We start from the raw sequence: 23,430 nt of genomic DNA on the forward strand, positions 1-23,430 counted from the left end.
CTTCCGGGGTGCCGGGCGCCCATGACGGCAGACGGACCCCTAGGGACCGTCGTGGAGCACCGCGAGCCCGACGAAGTCCCCCGGGACGGCGGCAGGTTGACCTCTCATGAGCTGAAGGGGTCGGGCAACATCGGGTCCAAACGGAGCGACGCACGCACGGCTGAGCCTCACCCGCGGTACGAGGCCACCTGTGCGAAATTGGTCACCGGCACCGTGACCTCGCCGCGGCCCGCGCCGACCGCGTCGACCTCGCCCACAGCGTCCTTCTCCGCAGGGCCGCCCGCTCCTCCGCGCAGGTCCCGCCCCAGACGCCCGCGGCCTCCCCGGCCTTGAGCGCCCACGCGAGGCACTGCACTCTCACCTCGCAGTGGGCGCAGACCTCTTTGGCGGCGGCGGTGTCCCGTGCCGCGGGCCCCGTCGTACCGACGGGGAAGAACAGTTCCGGGTCCTCTTCTGTACAGGCAGCCCTCTCCAACCACTTCATGCCCGCGCGGGTGCCCATGGCCAAAGCCCGGAAACCGCAGGCCGTTTGGGCGGAACGGCGTGGGGGACCCGGTCGCCATGACCGTCGACAAGAACGCCGTGCTCGTACTGGACTGTTCGGAACCCGAGCGGCTCGCCGAGTTCTACGCAGGACTGCTGGGCGCCGAGGTCCGGTTGAGCAAAGACCCCGACTACGTAGAGGTCACCCATGAGAGCGGGGTCTGCCTGGCCGTGCACAGGGAGCGTGACTACATCCCGCCGAGCTGGCCCCGTCCGGAGGACTCGCAGCAGGCGCACCTGAGGATCCTGGTGGCGCGGAGCGACATGGACGAGGCGGAGCGCGAGGCGGTCGGTCTCGGCGCGCGGCCCGTGGACACGAAGGACAACAACGGCCCCCGGGACACCCGCACCTACTCCGATCCGGCCGGGCACTCCTTCACGCTGGCCGCGATCCCCGAGTGAGCCTTCTCGGCTCATGGCTCCGCCCCCCCCAAGGGGCACAGCAGCGCACGGACGGCCCCTGAAACCAGCGCCCCTGAAACCAGCGCCCCTGAAACCAGCGCCTCTGAAACCAGCACGCCCCACGTGTCCGTAAGTTGATGCCCCCGCTTCACTCCCTGTGGCATTCTTTCCGTCCACACGTACCGCTCGGGTGGGAGGGGGGAGGGCGCCACTTGGTCGCACAGTCGAAGCCCGTTCCGCCGGGCGGTGGGCCCGCCCAGGAAGGCGCGGCCGGGCAGAGCGGCCCGGACGAGCCGGACGGCCGGACCGGGCAGGCGCCGGACCCCGAGGGCAGGCGCTACTTCACGGTGCTGTTCACCGTGCACCTTCTCCTGATGCTCATCCTCGTCGCCATCGCGGTCATCGGGGACTCGGCGACCGCGCTCACCGTCGCGGGCGGCGGATTCATCGCGTACGTATCGGCCATGACGCTCTACGCGCGTCGGGACGAGCGCAAGGAAGTGACGCACCATCTGCTGGCGTTCCTCGCGGCGTTCACCACGGCGGCCGTCATCGGAAGCGTCCTGTGGTGGGCCCTCGCGGCGCGGCCCGACGACGTCACGGATGACGCGCGCCTGACGGGCGGCAGCGTCGGCGCGGGAGCGACGGTGAGGCTCGACGTCCAGGCGCGGCCGGATGGCAACGGCGAGTTGAGGGTGTCGTTCACGGCACGGGACAGTGCGGCGGGTGCTTCGCCGTGTCTGCGCATGGGCAAGCTGAGGTTCCAGGGAAAGGACGTCGAGGCCAAGGCGCCCGTCGACCTGGAGGAGACGCTCAGTACGACCCTCACGCTCCACGACCCCGGACCCGAGGTGTCGGTCGACATCCAGCTCGTCGGCGGCACGGACTGCCGGGTCGAGCTGACGCTGGAGAAGGCGGAGTACCGCCGGTAGCCCAAGGAGATTGCTCATGCCCGGCAGAACGCCGTCGCCCCGCCCCGGGACTCGTCCGTCGTCCCGGTCCGTGTCCCGCCCGTCGTCCCGCCCCGCGTTACGCGTCCGGTCGGCCGTCACGTGCCTGCTGGCGCTGGCCCTGCTCGCCGCCTGCGGCGGTGGCGGGTCCGACGATGGGTCCGGCGCCGCGTCGCCGTCCCGCACCGGCGGCTCGCCCGGCGACACCCAGGCGTCCCTCTTCGACAAGGAGACGCTCAACATCGCGGTGAAGAAGGGGCAGCCGGGCTTCAGCACGCGCAGTGAGGAGGATGACGACTTCGCTGGTTTCGAGGCGCAGTTGGTGCAGTTCCTCAGTACGGACCTCGACTTCAAGGCTGCGGACTGGGACGTCCAGTCGCGCAACCGCGAGAAGGTGCTGCGCGAGCGCAGCATGGACCTGGTGGTGGCCACGTACTCCATCACGGCGCCCCGCGACAAGAAGGTCGACTTCACCGCCCCCTACCTCAAGACCTACCAGGGCGTGCTCGTCCGTGAGGAGGAGAAGGGCATCGCAAGGCTGGCGGACGTCGACGGCAAGCGGGTCTGCAGCGTGCGCGGCTCCACCGGCGACCCCGAGAGCGAGCAGGACGACAAGGCGAAGAAGTCGGTGCGCGACGCGCTGGGCCCGAACGTGGTGGCGGAGTTCCGCAACAGCTACAAGACCTGCGTGAAGGAGCTGAGGAGGGGCAACTTCGACGCCGTCTGGACCGACAAGATCATCCTTGAGGGGTTCGCGCAGGACCCGCGGTACAAGGACGACGTGAAGGTGGTGCGCAACATCACCGTCAAGAAGCTGCAGTTCTACGGGATCGGTCTGCGCGAGGGCCACGAGGCGGACTGCCGCAGGCTGAACAGCGCCCTCAAGCGCTTCCTCGACACCCAGTGGGTGCTCGCCTTCCAGGCCCACTTCTCCGACATCACCGAGCGCGTCGCGGGCTACGAGCAGCAGTACAAGCCGACCGACGACGAGTTCGAGGCCCTCGCCGAGACGTCGTGCGGGGGCGCATAGGCTGCCGATGACAACAGCCGTGCCCCCGCGTCCCGTCCCTGCCCTCAGACGGACCGGTGGTACTGGTCCGGCACGTGCACGTCGGCGCCGAGTTCACGCCCCGCGCGCCGCGCCCACGAGGGGTCGCGCAGCAGTTCCCGGCCCAGCAGGACCGCGTCCGCCTCGCCGTTGGCGAGGATCTTCTCGGCCTGCTCCACCTCGGTGATCAGGCCGACCGCGGCGACCGCGAGCTCCGTCTCGGCCTTCACCCGTGCGGCGAGGGGCACCTGGTAGCCGGGTCCGACGGGGATCTTGACGCCCGCCGCGTTGCCGCCGGTGGAGACGTCGAGCAGGTCGATGCCGTGCTCCTTGAGGTCGGTGGCGAAGCGGACCGTGTCGTCCGGCGTCCAGCCGTCCTCCTCCAGCCAGTCGGTGGCGGAGATGCGGAAGAACAGCGGTTTGTCCTCGGGCCACACGGCCCGTACGGCGTCGACGACCTCCAGCGCGAAGCGCGTGCGGTTCTCGTACGAGCCGCCGTACGCGTCGGTGCGCTTGTTGCTGTGCGGGGAGAGGAACTCGCCGATCAGATAGCCGTGGGCGCCGTGGAGCTCGGCGATCTCGAAGCCGGCGTCCAGCGAGCGCCGCGCCGCGTCGGCGAACTGCGCCACGATCTCGCGGATCTCCTCGACGGTGAGCTCGGCCGGCACGGGGTGCCGCTCGTCGAAGGCGACCGGACTGGGGGCGACCGGCTGCCAGCCGTACCGGTCCGGTCCCACCGGGGCGCCGCCCTTCCAGGGCCGGTCGGTGGACGCCTTGCGGCCCGCGTGGGCGAGCTGGATCGCCGGGACGGTGCCCTGGCTCTTCAGGAAGTCGGTGACGCGGCGGAAGGCCTCGGCCTGGGTGTCGTTCCAGATCCCCAGGTCGTACGGGCTGATGCGGCCCTCGGCGCTGACCGCAGTGGCCTCCACGATGATCAGGCCGGTGCCGCCGGTGGCGCGCGCCGCGTAGTGCGCGAAGTGCCAGTCCCGCGGCGCTCCGGCCTCCGCGCCGGTGGGCGCTGCCGAGTACTGGCACATCGGGGGCATCCAGACCCGGTTCGGGATGGTCAGCGATCGCAGGGTGTAGGGCTCGAACAGCGCGCTCACGGCGGGCTCCCATTCGTCGGGGCTGGTGTCTGCTCCTCGTACGATAGACCTCGTAGTACGGAGGATGTCAAACTACGACGGCTCTCGTACAATGGCGTCCAGGGATCGCCCGGGGGCCAGATGCCCGGGGCGCACAGGACGAAGTGGAGCCGCCATGACGACCGCCGCCGCGACAGGCAGCGCGAGCAGCAGGACGCTCGCCCACCCCGAGCCCGAGGAGGTCCGCCTCGAAGGCGTGCTGCACGCCCTCGCCGACCCGATGCGGATGCGGGTGGTGCGGGAGCTGGCACGGGAGGAGGGGGCCGCCGGGCTCTCCTGCTCGTACTTCGAGCTGCCCGTCACCAAGTCCACCTGCACGCACCACTTCCGGGTGCTGCGCGAGAGCGGCGTGATCCGGCAGATCTACCGCGGCACGGCCAAGCTGAACGTGCTGCGCCGCGACGACCTTGACGCACTCTTCCCGGGCCTGCTCGACAGCATCCTGGCCGCGGCGGCCCGTCAGGAGGAGCGGGGTTAACCGCCGCCCGTTCCGGCGTCGGTGTCCTCCTGCAGCAGTACGCCCCGGAATTCGTCCGTCAGTGTGTTCCGGGCGCCTCGCAGGGCGTCGATGTGCGGGTGGAGCCGGTCACCGAAGGACTCCTCGGTGACCGGCAGCGTGCCGGCCCGCAGGCCGGCCAGGAACGGCCGCAGCTCCATCTCGAACCGGTCGCACCGGTCGACCACGCCCTGCGCGGCGTCCGCGATGACCGGCGTGCCCAGGAACGACACGGTCCCCGAGCAGCTGCCCGCGAGTTCGCCCACCGCCCGGAGCGCCGCTTCCTCCTGCTCGGCACTGGGCAGCTCGCCCCGGCAGACGGCGGCGTAGACCGGATAGAGGCTCACACCGATGGCCGAGTAGGCGGTGCACACCTGGTCGTACGCCTTCGTACGCTCCTGGCGCACCCAGAGCGCGTGCGACTCCGCGGCCGCGATCGTCGCCCCCAGCCGCGTGCCTTCCGTCGCCGCCCGCCCGCCCAGCCAGGCGCCGAGCACCGCCCCGAGGAGCCCCGCACCCCCGGCGACCACCGCCGCCAGCCCCTCGTCCACCCCCTAGCCCCGCATCTCCTGGTCCCGCACCCGCTCCGCCGCCGCGCGCAGCCCCGCCCAGTCCGGGATCTTCACCACGCCCCGGCCGAGGGAGCGGCCGAGCTCGGCCTCGGCGCTTTCGATGGCCAGCCAGCCGGGCCACTCGACCGGACGCAGGCCCGCCGCCCGCAGAGCCGTCAGCGGGTCCTCCTGGAGCGGCCTCCGTTCGAGGGCGGAGGCGTCGTCCAGGAGGGACTGGACCGTCTCCTTGGAGCACGGGCGGTTCGTGCCGATGACGCCGGTCGGGCCACGCTTGATCCACCCCGCCACGTACTCGCCCGGCGACGGCACGCCATTCCGCAACACCCTGCCCGCCGCATGCGGCACCGTGCCCCGCTCCGCGTCGAACGGCAGCCCCTCCAGAGGCACTCCGCGGTAGCCGACCGAGCGCAGCACCAGTTCCGCGGGGATGTCCTCGTACTGTCCGGAACCCGTCACCCCGCCCCGCCCGTCGGGCAGTGTGCGCTCGAACCGCGTCAGGGCGACGCGGCCCGCCGCCCCCGCCGTCAGGGAGACCGGCCGCAGGAAGAAGCGCAGCCTGAGCCGCCGGGCCAGGCCCTGCGCGGGGCGCTCGGCCCAGCCGCGCAGCACCTCCACGTTGCGGCGGCTCGCGGCGGGCAGCCCGGACGGGTCGATGTACGCGGGGTCAAGCGCCAGCTCCGCCGGGTCCACGACGACGTCGGTGTCCGGGAGCGCGCCGAGCTCCCGCAGTTCCTTGGTGGTGAACCGCGCCTGCGAGGGCCCGCGCCGCCCCACCATGGACACCTCGCGCACCCCGCTGCCCGCGAGCACGCCGAGCGCCGCGTCCGGCATGTCGGTGGGGAGCAGTTCGGCGGCGCCGCGGACCAGCATGCGGGCGACGTCCACCGCGACGTTGCCGACGCCGATGACGACGGCGGACTCCACGTCCCGCACGAAGCCGTCCTGCGCGTACCCGTCGGTCAGCGCGTCCGGATGCGCGCTGTACCAGGAGACGAACTCGGTCGCCGAGTAGCTGCCCGGCAGGTCCTCGCCGGGCACTCCGAGCCTGCGGTCCGTCGCCGCGCCGACGCAGTAGACCACCGCGTGGTAGAGGTCGAGCAGCCGGTCGGGGAGGAGGGTGCCGGGGCCGATCTCGACGGAGCCGAGGAAGCGCACCCGCTCGTGTTCGAGGACCGCGCGGAGGTTGTTCTGCAGGGACTTGATCTTCTCGTGGTCCGGCGCGACTCCGTAACGCACCAGGCCGTACGGGCAGGGGAGCCGGTCCAGCACGTCGACCCGCACGTCCGGCACGCGGTCCTGCTGGACGAGGGACTGTGCGGCGTACACCCCGCTGGGGCCCGAACCGACGACGGCGACCTGCAGCACTGTGGTGCTCCTTCCGCGAGGCACGCCCGGGACGGTTTCAGGATCGCACCGAGCGCCGCGCGATGTCAGGGCCCGCGCCGGAAGTCCCGGCTCCCCGCCTCACCTCATGTCCCGCATCCTGCTGATCTCGCTCGACTGCTGGGCCACGACGTCGTTCGCCATCTCCTCGACCTGGATGTTGTTGCCGTCGGAGAGCACATCCGTGGCCATGGTGACCGCGCCGCTGTGGTGCGTGATCATCAGCTTCAGGAAGAGTTCGTCGAAGGCCCTGCCCTTCGCCGCGCGCAGTTGCGCCATCTGCTCGTCGTCGGCCATGCCGGGCATCGTCGCGTGGTCGTGCCCCGCGTGCTCGCGCGGGCCCCCGTGGCTCTTCAGCCAGCCCTTCATGGCGCCGATCTCCGGCCGCTGCGCGGCGCTGATGCGGTCCGCGAGCCGCTTGACTCGGCTCGACTCCGCCCGCTTCGGGGCGAGTTCGGTCATCTTCAGGGCCTGGCCGTGGTGCACGATCATCATCTGCGTGTAGGTGAAGTCGGCCGTGTTGGGGGAGTCGTCATCGGTTCTCTGCTTCGCGGCGTCCTTCGCGGACATGGTCGCCGCGGTCTCGCCCGGCCTGCCCGGCGCGATCACCGACGGCTCCGGTGACGCCTTGCGCGCCGCATCCGACCCGCCCTCGCCCCCCGCGTCGGAGTCACACCCTGCGAGCACGAGAACCGCGGCGGCCATGAGGACGGTGACGGCGGACGTACGGCGGTTGAGCACAGTGACCTCCTGTGACAAACGGGCGTGTTGGGGTCCGTCCTAGCACGCGGATGAGCATGTGTGACCGTAAACGCTCATGACGAGCCCGGTTACAAGGCCGCTGCCCCCTATTGATCTGAGCATGACGAGCACGATACTGCGGGTGTCCGTGAACCGTTCGACTGCGAACGGCGACAAGGGAGGACGCAGTGACCCTGTTGAACAATTCCCGAACTCGGCGCAGACAGCTGGGAGTCGGAGCGGCGGCAGTCGGGCTGCTGGCCGCACTGCTCACCGCCACACCCGCGGGGGCGATCCCCGACCCCGGTGACACCCCCACCGCCCCGAAGAGCGTCTCCAAGAGCGACGCCGCCGAGACCCGGGAGGCCATCGAACGCGGGGAGATACCCGCGCCCGACGAGGTCGTCCACTCGGACAACATCGAGCACGTGGCCAACATCCCCAAGGACGCGCTGCCCGGCACGAACACGGACATCGCGTTCCAGGGCAAGTACGCCTTCGCCGGCAACTACGACGGCTTCCGCATCTACGACATCAGCAACCCGAAGGCCCCCAGAACGGTTTCGCAGGTCCTGTGCCCGGGATCGCAGAACGACGTCTCCATCTCCGGCGACCTGCTCTTCCTGTCCACGGACTCCTCGCGCAGCGACGACTCCTGCAACAGCACCACGCAGCCCGCGACGGAGAAGTCCTCCTGGGAGGGCATGAAGATCTTCGACATCAGCGACAAGTCGAACCCGAAGTACGTCTCCTCCGTCGAGACCGCCTGTGGCTCGCACACGCACACGCTGGTGCCGGAGCGCAGGGACGTCTACGTGTACGTCTCCTCGTACTCCCCGAACGCGACGTTCCCGGACTGCAAGCCGCCGCACGACGGCATCTCGATCATCAAGGTGCCGCGCAAGGCCCCGCAGAAGGCCGCGATCGTGAACTTCCCCGTCCTCTTCCCCGGTGAGGGACCCGACGGCGGCGGCAACCCGGGCGGGCCCACCAACCCGGGCGTCTCCAAGACCACCGGCTGCCACGACATCACCGTGCTGCCCTCCAAGGATCTGGCCGCGGGCGCCTGCATGGGCGACGGCATCCTGTTCTCCATCAAGGATCCGGAGAACCCGAGGATCATCGACCAGGTCCAGGACAACACCAACTTCGCGTTCTGGCACTCGGCGACCTTCAACCAGAAGGCGGACAAGGTCGTCTTCACCGACGAGCTCGGCGGCGGCTCCGGCGCCACCTGCAACGCGGCCACCGGCCCCACGCGCGGCGCCAACGGCATCTACGAGGTCCGGGGCAAGGGCGACAAGCGCAAGCTGGTCTTCAAGAGCTACTTCAAGATCCCCCGCCACCAGGCCGACACCGAGAACTGCGTGGCCCACAACGGCTCACTGATCCCGGTCAGGGGCAAGGACCTCATGGTCCAGGCCTGGTACCAGGGCGGTGTCTCCGTATGGGACTTCACCAACTCCATGAAGCCCAAGGAGATCGGCTACTTCGAGCGCGGCCCGCACACCACCGACAAGATCACCACCGCCGGTTCCTGGTCGGCGTACTACTACAACGGCCGGATCTACTCGAACGACATCGCCAAGGGCCTCGACGTCCTGAAGATCAACGACAAGCGGACCGACCCCGGGCAGCGGGTCCGTCTGTCCGAGCTCAACGTCCAGACGCAGCCCGACTACTTCGACTGAGGTGACCGGAGGCCCCGTCGGGCGGTGTGCCGTCCGGCGGGACCCCGAGCTCCCAGTCGAGGCCGTACCGCTGGAACAGCTCGGCCCGCAGCGTCGCCAGCGGCATCGGCGCCCCCGGGATGAGCAGCGCGAAGACCGCGCCCATCAGGAGCGCCCGCAGCAGCGGGTAGTCCCGGTCGACGTCCTGCGAGCCGTAGCGCACGACGGTGTCGCGCAGCAGCTCCGCGAGACGCTGCTGCTCGGGGCACTGCACGAACCCCTCCGCCTGGAGAATGCCTGCCATGTGCGTGCGCATGAGCAGCGGTTCGTCGCGGGCGAGACCCAGGATCGCGTCGACGGCCCGGGCCATCCGCTCGTGGCCGTCCTCGGCGCGCGGCTCGCGCTCCAGCGCCGTCTCCAGCGTGCGGTGCATCAGGCGGTGCACCGCTGACTGCAGCAGCTGGCGCTTGCCGGGGAAGTAGTACGACACCAGTCCGCGGGCGGCGCCCGCCCGCCCGGCGATGTGTCCGAGCGTCGTGGCCTCGTAGCCCCGCTCGCCGACCAGTTCCACCGTCGCCTGCAGCAGACGTTCCCGGGAACGTCTGCGCAATTCTTCATTGACCGATGGGCTACGCGGGGACATCCTGTAACTCCTGCGTTGACTGGCTCCGAGCCAATATACTCAGTGCGTCCCGGGGCGGCGTCTCGAGCGAGACTCCGCGCGGGTCGCTGGAGCCTGGGGCAGGCAGCACCGCGGGGGAGTGTTGCCTGCCCACAGGCGTATGCGCAGCCGCCGCGGCGTCGGGCGCGGGACCCCTCACCCGATCAGGTCGAGCACGGACCGCAGGGCGTCCGGACGGCGCTCCACCGGCAGATGGTCGACGAAGTGCACCGCGCATCCCAGCTGGGCCGCGCCGCCGTCGGCCGCCCGGTCGTCGCCCACCATCAGGGTGTCCCGCGGATCGACGCCGAGCGCCTCACAGGCCAGCGCGAAGAGGCGCGTGTCGGGCTTCTGGATCTCGTGCTCGTACGACAGGACGTACGCGTCGACGTACGGGTCGAGTCCGTGCGTGCGGAACACGGGCCGCAGGTCCCAGCCGATGTTGCTGACCACCGCGACGCCGATGCCCCGCTCCCGCAGCCCGGCGAGGACCTCGGCGGCGTCGGCGTAGGGCCGCCACGCCGGAGGGGCCATGTGCCGGTCGTACAGCGCGTCGTACAGCCGCGGATCGGGCAGCGGCACCTCCCGGGCGAGACCCGTGAACGCGGCGCGGTGCAGCTCCGCGCTCCGGTCGCGGACGGCCCACAACTCGGCGAGGTGCCCCGGCACGGCGACGGGATGCGCCCCGCCGGGCAGCGCGCCCGCCCTCTCCAGCGCCGCGGCGGTCGGCCCCGACTCCGCGTCCGGCAGCGTCACCGCGAGCTCGGTGAGCGCGGCCCCCAGCCAGGCCTCGGCCGACTCGATCCGGAACAGGGTCCCGGAGAAGTCGAAGAGCACGCCCTTGATCGCCATGGTCAGAATCCTCCGAAGCCGGTTGCCGTTCGGTCATGTCGAAGCGGTCATGTCGAAGCGGTCATGCCGACGTGGTCATGTCGACGTGGTTGGTCCGTCGGCGGTGCGCCTGCCGGGGCCGTACGCGTAGGTCGTGACGGCCAGGGCCACCATCAGGGCACCGAGCAGCCAACCGCCCACGACGTCCGACGGCCAGTGCACACCGAGCCAGATCCGGGTCAGGCCGACCCCGGCGACGGAGACCGCGGCGAGGGCCAGCCCCGCACGCCACAGGGCGGCGCCCGCACCGTACACGCGCAGCAGCCACAGGAGCAGGCCGCAGACGATCGCCGCCGTCATCGCGTGCCCCGAGGGGAACGCCGCATAGTGCGCGGAGTCCACCGGGTCCGGCCACACCGGGCGCGGCCGGCCGACCGCCGCCTTGAGCCCCTGCTGCACCGCCGCGCCGACCACGCACGTGCCGGTGATCCAGAGCGCGAGCCACCACGCCCCGCGTGCCGCGAGCCAGATCACGACCACCGCGACCAGCGCGCGCATCGTCCACGGGTCCCACACCCAGTCGGTGAGGACGCGGCTGACCCGCGTGGCGCCGTCTCCGTCCACCGCCCAGCGGTGCGTGGTGCGCGCGATGTCGTCGTCGAGGGAGAGGAGGGGCCGCCACTCCCACGCGACGAGGAGCAGCAGCAGGAGCGACGGCACGCAGAGGGCCGCGGCGGTGCGGGCGGCACGGGGGCCGGGCGGTCGGGTCGGGGAGTCGGTGGGCGCGGGGTGCATGAACTGATCCTCGCCGACGAAGCGGGCCGGAAACCATCCCGGGGCGTCCCCGGGCGCGCCCCCGGCTTCGGCACAGGCCCTAGCCCAGGGCGCGCAGGCCCGGTACGAAGGTGACCAGGACGGGGATCACCGGCACGAGCGCCGCCGTCGCCGTCAGGCGGAGCCTGCGTCCCGCGGTGAGGCGGGGGCGGGCGGAGAGGAGCCGGTGCACACGCTGCGGGACGTGCGCGTGATGGGTGGGGCAGGGGCCGAACACCCCGCGGTCCTCGTTGAGTTCGACCAGCGCGAGGGCGATCGTCAGCCGGCCGAAGCGGCGCGACGCCACGTCGTCGGCGGCGAGCTCCACCAGTCGGTGCATCTCGTCACGGAACGCCGCGAAGACCCGGACCTGCGGAAAACCGATGGCCAGCGCGCCCGAGCAGTACAGCAGCCAGTCGTGCCTGGCCTGCGCGTGGCCCTGCTCGTGCGCCAGCACCGCATCGAGCTGACGGCCCTTCAGGCGGCGCAACGCGGCCGTGGTGATGACGAGTTGGGGCGCCTGGCCCGGCAGCCACCAGGCGTCGGGGCGCTCACCCTCCAGGACGACGAGACGGTTGCCCGCCGGTTCCTCGCCGGGCAACAGCGGTGAGCGCACGAGGAGTTCGGCCCGCCGGCCGGCTCGCCTTGCCCGCGCCCGGGCGATCTCCCGGGTCAGCATGACGGCGGTCCACACGCCCCCGCTCGCCAGCGCCACGGCGGTCGCCGCGGCCCAAGGGCCGGGCGCCTGGAGGGCGTAGGCCTCGACCACGCCGTGCGGCGCGGGGGCGAAGACATGGCCGCGCACGGCCTGCCACGCGGCGGCGGCGCTCAACGTCATCGAGAGCGCACAGCAGAGCAGGACACCGGCCACCACGCACTGCCAGGCCCACAGCGCGACCACGGGTTCGCGCTCCGGCCAGTCCGCCCGCGCGAGCATCCGGGGGGCGACGACAGCGGTCAGGGCGCCCAGCAGCAACAGCGCGACGGGGACCATCATGGCGCCCAGCCTATGAGGGTCGGACCACCCGGGGGTATGGGCAGCCACCCCAAGTGACGCACGCCACGGCCGACACGGGTGTATCTCACGTACGAGTGACGACCACGGGCCGGGAGCCGGTACGGCGTTAGTGTGCGGACGGTGATCGAGACCATCGTGTTCGACGTGGGGGAGACCCTCACCAAAGACGACCGCTACTGGGCATCCTGGGCGGACTGGCTGCAGGTGCCGCGCCACACCCTCTCCGCGCTCGTCGGCGCCGTCGCGGCCCAGGGAGGGGACAGTGCCGACGCGCTGCGGCTCGTCAGCCCGGACATGGACATCGCCTCCGCCTGTCACGCGCGGGAGACGGCGGGCCGGGGCGAGCACCTGAGCGAGGCCGACCTCTACGCGGACGTGCGGCCCGCGCTCGGCGGTCTCCAGAAGCTGGGCGTCCGCGTCGTCGTCGCGGGGAACGGGACGCCGCGCGCCGCGGAGCTCCTGCGCGGCCTCGACCTGCCCGCCGACCTCATCGTCACCTCGGGCGAGTGGGGCGTGGCGAAGCCGGACCCCGCCTTCTTCACCAGGGTCCTCGAAGTGGCCCAGGCCGCACCCCACGAGACGCTCTACGTTGGCGACCACCCCGCCCACGACGTGTTCCCCGCCAAGCGGGCCGGGCTGCGCGCGGCACATATCCGACGCGGACCCTGGGGGCACTACTGGGCGGGCGATCCGGCCGTCGCCGACACGGCGGACTGGCAGGTCGACGGCCTCACCGCCCTGACCGCGCTGATCGGGAACTGAGGCGACCTCGCGGGCGAGGGCGCCGAGCCACGCCACCCCCGTCCCGGCACGCGCTCACGCGGTCTCCCGCCGCACGCGCTCACGCGGCCTCCCGCCGCACGCGCCCACGCGGCCCCCCCCCGCCGCACGCGCCCACAGCGCCCCCGAGGACGCGCCTACAGCGTCAGCAGCATCGCCACCATCCCGATCCCCATCGACAGCCGGCACGCCAGCGCCACCTCGGAGCGGTCCGCCCACCCCAGCACGGGGGGACCGCCCGCCACCGACGAGACCGCCCGGGGGGCCAGCCGCGCGCCCGACCACAGGACGTACCCGGCGAAGTAGAGCAGGAGCGCGCCGGTGAGCAGCGGGACGCCGGTGCCGCCGTGCCCCGCGTGCGCGCCGGGCGCCGTGGCCATTGCCACCGACATGTAGACCATGGCGGACGCGCCGACCAGATGGTGGAGGTGGTGGCGGTTCGCGCGGGCCGCCCACACGGTTTGCAGCGCGGCCCCGCCGAACACCGCGGCGTAGACCAGCCACGCCCAGCGCGGCGGTGCCACCACGGCGGCGGGCACGGCCATCGCCGCCATCCCGAACCCCATCAGCGCCTCGCCGCCGGCCGTGCGGCGCTGTTCCTCGATCCGGCTGCGCATCCGCAGCAGACAGTAGGCCCCGGTCGCCGCGCACAGCGCGACGAGCAGCCAGGCGGCCTGTGCCGGTCCGTGCACCGCACCCTCCCCCTGTAGACGGTGACGATGGGTCGATGCCCGGGGCGGCGGGGCCGTACGCGAGCGCACGGGGGTGCAAGGGGAGCGCGGGGGAGCAGCCGGGCGGGCGCACTGGAAACCGGATCGCTCGCAAGCAATCGTTTGCGAGTAAAACACTTGCTAACCTTCTGGGTATGAGCAGCACCCCTCCGTCCCCGCACCCGTCCCCCCGCCCCGCCCGCGCCCGCCGCCTCCCGCTCGCCGGTGTGCTGCGTCCCGGCAAGCCGTCCGACATCTGGTTCAAGCCCGCGACCAGCGTGGTCGTGGCCACCGCGATACCGAACCTGACGCTGCTCGCCCTCGGGCGGCTCGACCTGGTGATGTACACGATGGCCGGCTCGTTCTGCGCCCTGTACACCCACAACCTCCCCTACGCCGCCCGCGCGCGCGTCCTGGCCGGGGTCGTCGCCGGAATGTTCGCGAGCGTCACCGTCGCCCTGGTCACCGCCTCACTGACCGGCTCCGCCGTGATCCTCGTCGCGGTCGGCGCGCTGCTCGCCGCCGCGCAGAAGACGCTCTGCGACGCGACCCGCGTCGGGCCGCCCGGGCACCTGATCTTCACCTTCATCAGCTCGGCGACCCTCTTCGCGCCGCAGACCCTCGGCCAGGTCCCGGGCCACCTCGCGCTGACCCTCGCCGGCGGCGCCACGGCCTGGCTGGTCGGCATGGCGCCCGCCCTGGTGCGGCCGCACGGCCCCGAGCGCCGGGCCACCGCGCGCGCCCTGCACGCCACCGCCGCCTACGTGGAGGCCGCGAGCGCCGACGCCGACGGACCCGGCGCCGAGCGGGCCCGCGCCGCCGCAGCCGGAGCCGTGCACGCCGCCTGGCAGTCACTGCTCGCCACCGGCGCCCGGACCACGGCGGCCCGGCGCGCCCTGTCCCGCCTCGCCGTCCGAGCCGAGGAAGCCCTCGCCGAGCCCGCCGAGCCCGCCGCGGCCGACCCCGCCGCGCTGCGTTCCTGGGCGGCCGGGCTGCGCGGCACGGGCGCCGTCCCGCGCCCCGGCCGCGTACACCCCGCGGAGGAGGACGAACTCCTCGGTCTGGACGCCGACCTGGCCGGGCCGAAGGTCTCGCTGTGGCGGCGGCTCGCCCCCGGCTCCCCGCTGCTGCCCATCGCGCTGCGCACCGCCGTCGGCTGCGCCCTCGCCGGATACGCCTCGCTCGCGCTCGGCATCGGCCGCCCCTACTGGGCGCTGGTCACCGCGGCCTCCCTCTACCAGGCCAACGTCACCCTCACCTGGAACCGGGGCGTGCAGCGCGTCGTCGGCAACCTCATCGGCGTGCTCGCCTTCGCCGCCATCGCGCCGTTCGCCCACCTCGGCCACGTCGAGCTCGTCGTGAGCTGCCTCGCCCTCGCCTTCGGGGCGGAGGCGCTGATCACCCGCAACTACTGGCTCGGCAGCGTGTGCGTGACGCCGATGGCGCTGCTCGTCACCGAGTTCGCACGCCTCCAGCAGCCCGGTGAACTGATCCTCGACCGTGTCGTGGACACCCTCGTCGGCGCCGTGCTCGGCGTCGCGGCCGCGGTCCTCGTCACCAACCGGCGCGCCGCCGACCACATCGAGCGCGCCATCGAGGCCACCGAACGGGCCAGGGAAGACGCCGAGGCCGGTCTCGCGGGGGCCGGCGGAGTCGAACCCGCGCGGCGCCGGCTCACCGCCGCCCTCGTCGAACTGCGCGCCGCCGCCGACGCCGCCGCCGGCGAATGGTGGCAGCGCGCCCTGCCCGAACAGCGGGTGCTCGCCGCCGAGCGCGCCGGACACCGTACGCTCGCGGCGATGGTCCGCAGGCCAAGTGGCCGGTGCGGTGAGAACGGTCAGGGGACGCGGGCCCGCGCGGGAGCCGCCGACGCCTGGGAGGGCGCACGAGCATGACGACGGAGAACGGCCCGGCGGTCGGCCCCGGTGGAGACACCGTGGCCGCGGTGGTGCGGCAGTGGCAGGCGGTGCGACCGGACATCGACACCGGGCCCATGGAGGTCATCGGCCGCATCAACCGCTGCGCGGCCCTCCTCCAGCAGGCCGAGGACGCCCCGCTGCGCCGGGCGGGCCTCACCCGCGCGGAATTCGACCTGCTCGGGGCGTTGCGCCGCACCGGGCACGAACTGACGCCCGGCGAGCTGGCCCGCGAGACCTTCTCCTCCGGCGCCGCCGTCACCAAGCGCCTCAAGCAGCTCCAGGAACGGGAGCTGGTCGAGCGGCGCGCCGACGCGAGGGACCGCCGGGTCGCCCACGTCGGTCTGACCGGGGCGGGGCGTGACCTGGTCGACGCGATCCTGCCGGAACAGCTCGCGTACGAGACCGTGGTGCTGTCCGTGCTCGACGGAGCCGGACAGGGCAGGCTGAGCGGGCTCCTCGGGGAACTGCTCGCCCAGCTGGAGGGCCGCATGGGCGTGCGGCGGGGCTGAGCCGGGGGCCGACGGCGACGGGCTCAGGCCACCCGCCGGCTGATCTCCTCCCGCGTCAGATACGCGTCGGTCATCTCGAAGTCCTTGAGCGTGGCGGGCCGTTGGGCCTGGAAGCCGGTGCGTACGTAGTCGTCGCCCGCGAGTGCGTTGAGCCCCCAGTTGGCGGCCGTGCGGAAGCGTGCCGTCACGGTGCGCAGGGCTCCGAGGTGGTAGCCGCGCGCCACGATCTGGGCGGGCAGCCCCGTCAGCTGCACGCCCAGCGGCTTCGACACCGCCTGGATGCCGCCCAGGTCGACGACCAGACCCATGTCCTTGTGGCGGTAGTCGGCGAGCGGGAAGCCGCGCAGCGCCGAGATGATGTTTCTGGCGGCGGCCCAGCCCTGGCGCATGGCGTGCTGCGCGGTCGGCGGGCAGATCGCGTCGCCGCCCTTGGTGACGTCCGGCACGGCCGCCGCGTCGCCGAGCGCGAAGACGCCGTCGAGGCCGGGGACCGTCAGATCGGGCCTGACGACGAGGCGCCCCCGGTTCGTCTCGGCGTCCAGGGTGGCGATGAGCGGACTCGGCGCGACGCCCGCGGTCCAGATCAGCGTCCGGCACGGCAGGACCCGGTCGTCGGTGAGGGTGACCGTGTCCTCGGTCGCCTTCGCCACGGACACCCCGAGCGAGACGTTCACGCCCCGGCGCTGGAGGATCTCCATCGCCTTGTCGCCGAGCCGCTCGCCCAGTTCGGGCATCAGCTTCGGCGCGACGTCCACCACGTGCCACTTGATCTGCGACACGTCCAGACCCGGATAGCGCTTGACTGCGGCGCACGTCAGACGCTGGAGGTACGCGGCCGTCTCCACGCCCGCGTATCCGCCGCCGACCACCACGAACTGGAGCCGCTGCTCCTGTTCCTCGCGGCTCGAACTCGCCGCGGCCAGGTCCAGCTGGGAGATGACGTGGTCGCGGATCCAGGCGGCCTCGGCGAGCGTCTTGACGCCCACCGCGTGCTTGTCGACGCCGGGGATGTCGAACTGCCGGGTGACGCTGCCGGGGGTCAGGACCAGGTAGTCGTAGCGCTCCACGACCTCCTCGCCGTTGATCTTCCGCACGACCACGGCCTTGGCCTTGGGATCGATGCCGACGGCGCCACCGGGCACGATCCGGGTGCGGCGCAGCATCCGGCGCAGCGGCACGGCGACGGACTGTGGGGTGAGGACTCCGGAGGCGACGTGCGGCAGCAGCGGCAGATACAGCTGGTGGTCCATTGGACTGATCAGCCGCAGTTCCGCCTCGTGCGGCGAGAGCTTCTTCTCCAGCTTGTGAGCGCACTCCATGCCGGCGAAACCGCCGCCGACGATGAGGATCCGGGGAGCTGCCATGTGATGTCTCTCCTGGGCTGTTGGAGATCGACTTCAGGGCTGTCGGGCCCGTCAGGTGCTGGGCCTTCGGGCCAGTCAGGGCTGTGGAAGATCTTCTGCGGACCGTACCCGTGGCCTTGTACCCCTGCATCCCGGATGGATTGCTCGTGTGACGTGCTTCACACGCCTGGAGGGTGTCCCTTCCGCCGCCGCGGCCTCACGTGCCCCGTCGGGGCCGGGCCACCGTAAATGGCCGGCGAGTGCGCCCGGCGCGACGGGATGCTCCGTGGTGTCCGGGCGGCGCGAGTCACGTTGACCGTCAGCCAGTCGTTCCCCTCGGCTTCCCCGGCCAGCGCGTCCATGCCGAAGTGGCCACCCTGAGGACCCCGGCCCCGACCCCGATCCCGGCCCCGCCCCCGTGTCCGGCCTTCCCGAGTACGACGGTGGGCGTCTGGCACGGGACGGCGCAGTCGTCATGGTGACGTTCAACTACCGCGTGGAGATCGAGGGTTTCGGGCAGATCGAGGGGGCGCTCGCCAACCGTGGCCTGCTCGACCAGGGCGCCGCCCCGGAGTGGGTGCGCAGCGAGATCGGGGCCTTCGGCGGCGACCCGGACCGCGGTAGGGCTCTTCCGCCGGGCCGTCGCACAGAGAGCACCCTCCGAGGAGGCGGAGGCCCTGTCCGCGCGCATGCGCTCCGCATGGACGTCGTTCGCCGCCGACGGGGGCCCGGGCCGGCCCGCGTACGACGACGAGCAGCGCCTCGTGCAGCTCTTCGACGCCCGGCCGACCGTCTCCCGACCGGTCTCCCCCTACCCGGAGGAGTCGTCCCGCCAGATCTGGCGGCGGCACACCTTCCCCGTGCCGGCGCCGGTCGTCGGCGGGCGTCAGATCCCGGGGCGGTAGCGCAGCGGATGGTGGGGCGGGATCTCGACGAGGACGATCCTGACGCCGTCCGGATCCGCGATCCACATCTCGATCAGACCCCACGGCTCCTCGACCGGCGGCCGCAGCACCTCGACGCCGCGCCCCGCCAGCTCCTCGTGCGCGGCCCGGACGTCCGCGACCTGGAGCCACAGCCGCAGTCCTGGCGCGGGCGGGGCGTCGGAGCGGCCGGAGACTTCGAGGAACCCGCCGCCGAGGAAGTAGACGGTGCCGCGCTCGGGCCCCGTGCCGAACTCGCGATGAACGGCGAGCCCCAGGTCCTCGCCGTAGAAGGCGCGGGAGCGTTCCGGATCCGTCGGACGCAGCAGAGTCCTGCCGCTCAGTACGTGCACCATGCGGCCGCACCCTAGCCGCCCCGGCCGGAGGTTAGGCTCGACGGCGCCCCAGATGCCGCGCAAAGATTCGCGCCAGGATTCGCGTCAAGATTTTGGAGAGTCAGGTACATGGACACCGCCCCGCGCCCCACTTCCGGCGAGCTCACCTACCGCGACGCCGGCACCGCCGACGTCGACGCGCTCGTCGCGCTGATCGAGTCGGCGTACCGCGGTGATGCCAGCCGGGCCGGGTGGACCACCGAGGCGGACATCCTGGAGGGGCAGCGCACCGATCCGCAGGGCGTCGTCGAGGTCATCGAGTCGCCCGCGAGCCGGCTGCTCGCCGTGGAGCGGGACGGCGAGCTCGTCGCCTGCTGCCAGCTGGAGCACCGCGGCGACCACGCCTACTTCGGGATGTTCGCGGTGAGCCCGGCCCTCCAGGGCGCGGGCCTCGGCAAGGAGATCATCGCCGAGGCCGAGCGGACGGCGCACGGCACGTGGGGCGTCCGCGAGATGCACATGACCGTGATATCCGCCCGTGAGGACCTCATCGCCTGGTACGAGCGGCGCGGCTACCGCCGTACGGGAAAGATGACCCCTTTCCCGTACGGCGACGAGCGCTTCGGCATCCCGCAACGCGCCGACCTGCAGTTCGAACTGCTGGTCAAGGACCTCGGCTGAGACCGAGGCCCCACCGGACCCCTAGGCCGTGAAGCGGCCCGTCCGCTTGATCTCGGGGTAGTCGGTCGTCGCCCCGTCCAGCTGCAGTGCCCGTACGAGACGCAGATCGTCCTGCGTGTTCACGACCCAGCCGATGATCCGCAGGTCGGCCTTCCTGGCGTGCTCGACGATCTCCAGCGTCAGGCGCCGGATGTTGAGGACGAGCGTGGTGGCGCCGACGGCGGTGGCGCGCTGCACGACGTCGGTGCCGTAGCGGCTGGCGACGAGTGCGGTGCGCACCCCGGGGACCAGGCGCGCGATCTCGGCGATCGCCTCGTCGTGGAAGGAGATCACCTCCACCCGGGAGACCAGGTCGCGGCGGTGCATGACCTCGGCGAGGGCGCGCGCGGCGGCGACGTCCTTGATCTCGGCCTGCAGCGGCGCCTTCACCGCGTCCAGGACCTCTTCGAAGACGGGAACGCGCTCGCCGCGGCCCGCGTCGAGCTCCCGCAGTTCGGCGAGGGTCTTCTCGGCGATCGGCCCCCTGCCGTCGGTCGTACGGGCCACGTCGGCGTCGTGCATGACGACGAGGGCGCCGTCCTTGCTCAGATGCAGATCCAGCTCGATGAGATCGAGACCCGCCGCTTGCGCGGCGACGAAGGAACGAAGGGTGTTCTCGGGTTCGACACCCATGACCCCGCGATGACCGATGGTGAGGAAGTTCAAGATCCACTCGCTTCCGTCGACGGAGGCTCGGCGACCGCGCGGCGAGGACGGATGAAGCCGTGCGGCAATGTCGCAGCCTAATGGCCCGCCACGGTGTGGGAACCGGGTGGACGCGAGTGAGTGGAGCCGTCCGCTCTGGTTCCTGAGATGCCGAGCAGAAGTCCGGTGATCAGGGCGGCGACAAGGACGGCACGGGTGCTCACGGGTGCGGGGCTCCGTAGGGCGGGGACGGCTGACCCCGCCCGTCCTACCGCCGGGGGCCCGGCCGGGGCGAGTCGCTTCACCCGGGCGTGGGCGAGTCCTCCACGGGTTGACCGGACGGCCCGGCGGCTGCCGGAAACGCGTTCGCGGCCGGTCCGCCGGGTGCGCCGGCCACGGCCGGAGCGCCGAGGTCACCGAGGTCACTGAGCATCGCCTCCGCCAGCTCCACCTCCGACACCAGGCGCCGCTCGCTCCACCGCAGCGCGACCTGCGGGTGGGACCACGCCGGCGCGCCGTCCGCCCGGCTGAGCGCGGCCCTGACCTCCCGCAGCTCGGCCTCGGTCTGCGCGATGTGCGCGGCGACCAGCGCCCGAAGCTGCTCGGGGGAGCTGAGGTGACCGAGCCAGACCCGCAGCAGGAGCGGGTGCTTGAGCACGGGCGGGCCCACGTCCCGGCCACCGCCCGCCCAGGCGGCCAGTGCCGCGCGCCCCTCGTCGGTGATGGTGTACGCGCGCTTGGTGCGGGGCGCCTCGGGTCCCGAGCGCCGCGACGTGGCGTATCCGAGCGCTTCGAGGCGGCGCAGCTCGGCGTAGATCTGACTGATGGCGGGCGACCAGTAGAAGAAGCGCAGCGAGGCGTCGGCCCACTTCTTCAGTTCGTACCCGGTCCGTTCCCCGGGGAAGGAGAGCAGCCCGAGTACGGCCCACGCGGTCGGCGGCAGCCCGCCGCCGTCGGCGGAGTCCGTGGCCACCTGCTGCTGCGGGGTCGTTCGACGGGCTGCCATACGCCGCATTGAAGTGAACGGCACGCTCCCGGCGCAAGAGCGTGCCGACCGGCAGTCACCTGCCGTAGCGCGCGGCGGTCCCCCGCACCGTCCCGGCTTGACGTCGCCGCGGCGCGCCAAGGCGGCCAGTGTGGCCGCCGCGATCGAGGGGCGTCCACGCCGAAGGGGCGGCGGGCGTCCTCCCGGCTGTCGGAGAGGCCGTAGCCGTCGGTGCCGATGGAGGTCCAGTCGCCTGATCTGGTCGGGCACAGCCCGCATCCAGTCGCTCACCGCCACGACCGGGCCGGGGGCGCCCGCGAGGGCCCGTGTGACGTGCGGGACGCGGTCGCTGGTCGCCGTCCCGTGGGACGCCGGGGCGGGTTCGCGACGTCGCAGGTCGGCCGCCGCGGTCGGCGAGGCGAGCGAACCGGCCTCCGTGACGCCCTCGTTGAGGATCGGGCCGTCCCGCGCCTCCTCGTAGCATGAGGAGCTCTGCTCCTCATGCGGGACCGCGCAACAGCCGGGGAGGGAGGTCAGCGCGAACCCTGTCAGGTCAGCGCGAACCCTGTCAGGTCAGCGCGGCTCGCGGCGCGGGCGGCGGTTCGCGGCCAGCGTCATGGTGCGGGCCCGCTGCGCGATCTCGTCGAGGCGCGCGGCCGGACTGTAGACCGTCAGCGCGGCGTGCCGCTTGTCGAGGAGCAGGGCGTCCGGTGCCGGCGCCGTCTCGCCGTCGTACGCGAGGGAGGCCACGTCCTCCAGACCGCTGAGCGCGAGCCGTTCGACGCGCTCGGTGCGGAAGACCCGGGAGCGCCGCAGCGCCCCGCCCAGCGCGGACAGGGCGACGCGGGTGCGGGCCAGCGGCGCCTGCGCGTCGACGGTGCGGATGTCCAAGAGGCCGTCGTCCATGCGCGGCCGGTGCGTGGGCGCGAGGCCGTCCGGCACGTACTGACCGTTGCCCGCGAACAGCAGCCACAGGACACGGTCATGGCCGTCGACGCGGATGCGCAGAGGCGTCGCCGTCCGCAGCACCTCCACGAAGGAGACTGCCGCCGCGGGCCACTTGCCGATGCGCCCCTCCAACTTCTCGCGCTTGCGCACCAGTTCCGGATAGAGCCCGATGCTGAAGGTGTTGACGAAGCCGGCCACGTCCGCGCCCTCGCCGTCGCGCACCCGCGCCAGGTCGACACGGACTGCCTCGCCCCGCAGCACGGCGTGCGCGGTGTCCTCGAAGGTGGGTGTGCCCGCGTCCAGGGCGAAGTGGTTGAGAGTGCCGCCGGGGAACACCGCCAGCGGCAGCCCCGCCTCGGCCGCTCGCCGGGCGGCGGCGTTCACCGTGCCGTCGCCGCCGCAGACGCCGAGGACGCCGGCCGACCCGGCGGCCCGCGCCACGGCCTTGTCCAGGACGTCACGGAGGTCGTCCCCGGAACCGCACGCCACGATCTCGGCCTTCGGCAGCAGCAGTTCCAGGTGTTCACGCGCGGGCAGACGCCCCGGAACGCCCTTCCCCGAACCGGAGTTGAGGACCACGACCAGCCCTTCGCCCTCCGGCAGCGCGGGCGCCTTCACCCGGGTCCGCCGCAGTTGCGCGGGCGAGGGGTGCGGCGGCCACCAGTAGCAGGTGACCGCGGCGGCGGCCGCGCCCAGGGCACAGCCCGCCAGCACGTCGCCGGGATAGTGGACCCCCACGTACACCCTGGAGAACGCCACGGCGGCGGCGACCGGCGCGATCAGCGCGCCGTACCGGGGCGCCTCCAGAGCCACCCCGACGGCGAACGCCGCCGCCGACGCGGAGTGCCCCGACGGGAACGACGACGTCCACGGCGTCTTCGTCAGACGCCGCACCACGGGGACCGCTCCCAGGCCGGGACGGCGCCGGCGCACGGCGTACTTGGCCACGACATTGGTGGTCAGCGAGGCCAGCGCGAGAGAACCCACCCCACGCCGCGCGGCACGCCGGGCCGCGGGGCCGCCGAGCGCCGCGAGCGCCGCCGCCGAGCCGAACCAGAGCCGCCCGTGATCGGCCGCCGAGCTCAGCGGGGGCAGCACCTGATCCGCGCCGGGCAGCCGCGCCGACGCCACCCGTTCGAACCACCGCCGGTCGATGCCGTCGATCCGTCGCCTCATGGCCTCACTTGAACAGCACTTGATCAGGGCGGCACGGCGGCATCCCGTGACACTCGCCCGAACGGGGTACACGCCACGGGTGCCCGCCGGTGGAGGACCCCGGCTGGCAGCGGAACGCCGCCGCCCGCAGCCTTGAGGGTGGCACCCGACCGGACGGAGGACGC

25 protein-coding genes and 3 pseudogenes are annotated in these 23,430 nt (G+C 72.6%); 12 read left to right on the top strand and 16 right to left on the bottom strand.

Annotation, left to right across the window (positions count from 1 at the left end; all coding sequences use genetic code 11):
- Positions 1-21: 21 nt before the first annotated feature.
- A pseudogene (locus tag AB0N81_RS20335) lies at positions 22-96 on the top strand (hypothetical protein); the annotation flags it as partial.
- Positions 97-202: 106 nt separating this feature from the next.
- Here the strand turns inward: AB0N81_RS20335 and AB0N81_RS20340 are convergent.
- Positions 203-484 carry a WhiB family transcriptional regulator gene (locus AB0N81_RS20340; RefSeq protein ID WP_365360594.1) on the bottom strand — a complete coding sequence of 94 codons (282 nt, stop codon included), beginning with the start codon at positions 482-484 and terminating at the stop codon, positions 203-205.
- A 77-nt stretch (positions 485-561) separates the two neighbouring features.
- On the opposite strand from AB0N81_RS20340, the gene AB0N81_RS20345 reads away from it, so the two are divergent.
- The 3 genes from AB0N81_RS20345 to AB0N81_RS20355 all read left to right on the top strand — a co-directional run bounded on the left by AB0N81_RS20345 (position 562) and on the right by AB0N81_RS20355 (position 2,925).
- Positions 562-945 carry a VOC family protein gene (locus tag AB0N81_RS20345; protein ID WP_365360152.1) on the top strand — a complete coding sequence of 128 codons (384 nt, stop codon included), beginning with the start codon at positions 562-564 and terminating at the stop codon, positions 943-945.
- 212 nt (positions 946-1,157) lie between these two features.
- Positions 1,158-1,877 (top strand): hypothetical protein, encoded by a 720-nt coding sequence (locus AB0N81_RS20350; RefSeq protein WP_365360154.1) that lies wholly within the window; start codon positions 1,158-1,160, stop codon positions 1,875-1,877.
- 16 nt (positions 1,878-1,893) lie between these two features.
- Positions 1,894-2,925 carry a transporter substrate-binding domain-containing protein gene (locus AB0N81_RS20355; protein WP_365360156.1) on the top strand — a complete coding sequence of 344 codons (1,032 nt, stop codon included), beginning with the start codon at positions 1,894-1,896 and terminating at the stop codon, positions 2,923-2,925.
- A gap of 44 nt (positions 2,926-2,969) precedes the next feature.
- Here the strand turns inward: AB0N81_RS20355 and AB0N81_RS20360 are convergent, their stop codons facing one another.
- Positions 2,970-4,049 carry an NADH:flavin oxidoreductase/NADH oxidase gene (locus AB0N81_RS20360; RefSeq protein ID WP_365360158.1) on the bottom strand — a complete coding sequence of 360 codons (1,080 nt, stop codon included), beginning with the start codon at positions 4,047-4,049 and terminating at the stop codon, positions 2,970-2,972.
- 154 nt (positions 4,050-4,203) lie between these two features.
- On the opposite strand from AB0N81_RS20360, the gene AB0N81_RS20365 reads away from it, so the two are divergent.
- Positions 4,204-4,566, top strand: coding sequence for a helix-turn-helix domain-containing protein (locus tag AB0N81_RS20365; protein WP_365360160.1), 363 nt, complete (start codon positions 4,204-4,206; stop codon positions 4,564-4,566).
- Here AB0N81_RS20365 and AB0N81_RS20370 read toward each other — a convergent pair.
- From AB0N81_RS20370 to AB0N81_RS20380, 3 genes are all read right to left on the bottom strand, one after another.
- Complete coding sequence (locus AB0N81_RS20370) at positions 4,563-5,135, bottom strand: hypothetical protein (protein WP_365360162.1); 573 nt, start codon at positions 5,133-5,135, stop codon at positions 4,563-4,565. The genes AB0N81_RS20365 and AB0N81_RS20370 overlap by 4 nt on opposite strands.
- A 3-nt stretch (positions 5,136-5,138) precedes the next feature.
- Positions 5,139-6,521 (bottom strand): FAD-dependent oxidoreductase, encoded by a 1,383-nt coding sequence (locus AB0N81_RS20375; protein WP_365360164.1) that lies wholly within the window; start codon positions 6,519-6,521, stop codon positions 5,139-5,141.
- Positions 6,522-6,620: 99 nt separating this feature from the next.
- The gene (locus AB0N81_RS20380; protein WP_365360596.1) at positions 6,621-7,244 is read right to left on the bottom strand and encodes a DUF305 domain-containing protein; all 624 of its coding nucleotides are present in this window, start codon (positions 7,242-7,244) and stop codon (positions 6,621-6,623) included.
- A 224-nt stretch (positions 7,245-7,468) separates the two neighbouring features.
- Between AB0N81_RS20380 and AB0N81_RS20385 the strand changes: the two genes are divergently transcribed.
- Complete coding sequence (locus AB0N81_RS20385) at positions 7,469-8,971, top strand: hypothetical protein (RefSeq protein WP_365360166.1); 1,503 nt, start codon at positions 7,469-7,471, stop codon at positions 8,969-8,971.
- On the opposite strand, the gene AB0N81_RS20390 is transcribed toward AB0N81_RS20385, so the two are convergent.
- The 4 genes from AB0N81_RS20390 to AB0N81_RS20405 form a co-directional block, all read right to left on the bottom strand.
- A complete protein-coding gene (locus tag AB0N81_RS20390; protein WP_365360168.1) occupies positions 8,937-9,593 on the bottom strand; it encodes a helix-turn-helix domain-containing protein in 657 nt (218 codons plus the stop codon). The two genes, AB0N81_RS20385 and AB0N81_RS20390, sit on opposite strands and share 35 nt — an antisense overlap.
- Before the next feature lie 174 nt (positions 9,594-9,767).
- Complete coding sequence (locus tag AB0N81_RS20395) at positions 9,768-10,463, bottom strand: HAD family hydrolase (RefSeq protein ID WP_365360170.1); 696 nt, start codon at positions 10,461-10,463, stop codon at positions 9,768-9,770.
- 75 nt (positions 10,464-10,538) lie between these two features.
- Positions 10,539-11,237 carry a phosphatase PAP2 family protein gene (locus tag AB0N81_RS20400; protein ID WP_365360172.1) on the bottom strand — a complete coding sequence of 233 codons (699 nt, stop codon included), beginning with the start codon at positions 11,235-11,237 and terminating at the stop codon, positions 10,539-10,541.
- A 79-nt stretch (positions 11,238-11,316) separates the two neighbouring features.
- Complete coding sequence (locus tag AB0N81_RS20405) at positions 11,317-12,252, bottom strand: M56 family metallopeptidase (RefSeq protein WP_365360174.1); 936 nt, start codon at positions 12,250-12,252, stop codon at positions 11,317-11,319.
- Positions 12,253-12,396: 144 nt separating this feature from the next.
- Here AB0N81_RS20405 and AB0N81_RS20410 point away from each other — a divergent pair, with 144 nt between their 5' ends.
- A complete protein-coding gene (locus AB0N81_RS20410) occupies positions 12,397-13,035 on the top strand; it encodes an HAD family hydrolase (protein ID WP_365360598.1) in 639 nt (212 codons plus the stop codon).
- A gap of 155 nt (positions 13,036-13,190) precedes the next feature.
- On the opposite strand, the gene AB0N81_RS20415 is transcribed toward AB0N81_RS20410, so the two are convergent.
- Positions 13,191-13,745, bottom strand: a complete 555-nt coding sequence (locus AB0N81_RS20415) for a DUF5134 domain-containing protein (RefSeq protein ID WP_365360176.1) — start codon at positions 13,743-13,745, stop codon at positions 13,191-13,193.
- Positions 13,746-13,918: 173 nt separating this feature from the next.
- Between AB0N81_RS20415 and AB0N81_RS20420 the strand changes: the two genes are divergently transcribed.
- Entirely contained in the window at positions 13,919-15,658 is a 1,740-nt protein-coding gene (locus tag AB0N81_RS20420; protein ID WP_365360178.1) for an FUSC family protein, read from the top strand.
- A complete protein-coding gene (locus AB0N81_RS20425; protein ID WP_365360180.1) occupies positions 15,655-16,191 on the top strand; it encodes a MarR family winged helix-turn-helix transcriptional regulator in 537 nt (178 codons plus the stop codon). The genes AB0N81_RS20420 and AB0N81_RS20425 overlap by 4 nt, the downstream gene beginning before the upstream one ends.
- 23 nt (positions 16,192-16,214) lie before the next feature.
- Here AB0N81_RS20425 and AB0N81_RS20430 read toward each other — a convergent pair whose 3' ends face one another.
- Complete coding sequence (locus tag AB0N81_RS20430) at positions 16,215-17,555, bottom strand: NAD(P)/FAD-dependent oxidoreductase (RefSeq protein ID WP_365360182.1); 1,341 nt, start codon at positions 17,553-17,555, stop codon at positions 16,215-16,217.
- Between the two features lie 412 nt (positions 17,556-17,967).
- Between AB0N81_RS20430 and AB0N81_RS20435 the strand changes: the two are divergent.
- Together AB0N81_RS20435 and AB0N81_RS20440 are read left to right on the top strand one after the other, a co-directional pair.
- Positions 17,968-18,147, top strand: a pseudogene (locus AB0N81_RS20435) (carboxylesterase family protein); the annotation flags it as partial.
- Positions 18,148-18,223: 76 nt separating this feature from the next.
- Positions 18,224-18,439 (top strand): hypothetical protein, encoded by a 216-nt coding sequence (locus AB0N81_RS20440; protein ID WP_365360184.1) that lies wholly within the window; start codon positions 18,224-18,226, stop codon positions 18,437-18,439.
- Here the strand turns inward: AB0N81_RS20440 and AB0N81_RS20445 are convergent.
- Positions 18,421-18,813 (bottom strand): VOC family protein, encoded by a 393-nt coding sequence (locus AB0N81_RS20445; protein WP_365360186.1) that lies wholly within the window; start codon positions 18,811-18,813, stop codon positions 18,421-18,423. The genes AB0N81_RS20440 and AB0N81_RS20445 overlap by 19 nt on opposite strands.
- A gap of 108 nt (positions 18,814-18,921) precedes the next feature.
- Here AB0N81_RS20445 and AB0N81_RS20450 point away from each other — a divergent pair, with 108 nt between their 5' ends.
- A complete protein-coding gene (locus AB0N81_RS20450; RefSeq protein ID WP_365360188.1) occupies positions 18,922-19,473 on the top strand; it encodes a GNAT family N-acetyltransferase in 552 nt (183 codons plus the stop codon).
- 21 nt (positions 19,474-19,494) lie between these two features.
- Here the strand turns inward: AB0N81_RS20450 and AB0N81_RS20455 are convergent, their stop codons facing one another.
- The 4 genes and pseudogenes from AB0N81_RS20455 to AB0N81_RS20470 form a co-directional block, all read right to left on the bottom strand.
- Entirely contained in the window at positions 19,495-20,178 is a 684-nt protein-coding gene (locus AB0N81_RS20455) for a glycerophosphodiester phosphodiesterase family protein (RefSeq protein WP_365360190.1), read from the bottom strand.
- Between the two features lie 280 nt (positions 20,179-20,458).
- Positions 20,459-21,163, bottom strand: a complete 705-nt coding sequence (locus AB0N81_RS20460; RefSeq protein WP_365360192.1) for a PadR family transcriptional regulator — start codon at positions 21,161-21,163, stop codon at positions 20,459-20,461.
- A gap of 55 nt (positions 21,164-21,218) precedes the next feature.
- Positions 21,219-21,490: pseudogene (locus AB0N81_RS20465) on the bottom strand (pyruvate dehydrogenase (acetyl-transferring), homodimeric type); the annotation flags it as partial.
- A gap of 225 nt (positions 21,491-21,715) precedes the next feature.
- Positions 21,716-23,266 carry a phosphatase PAP2 family protein gene (locus AB0N81_RS20470; protein WP_365360194.1) on the bottom strand — a complete coding sequence of 517 codons (1,551 nt, stop codon included), beginning with the start codon at positions 23,264-23,266 and terminating at the stop codon, positions 21,716-21,718.
- Positions 23,267-23,430: the final 164 nt, after the last annotated feature.

The organism is Streptomyces sp. NPDC093510 (assembly GCF_040683555.1).
Classification (GTDB): Bacteria; Actinomycetota; Actinomycetes; order Streptomycetales; family Streptomycetaceae; genus Streptomyces.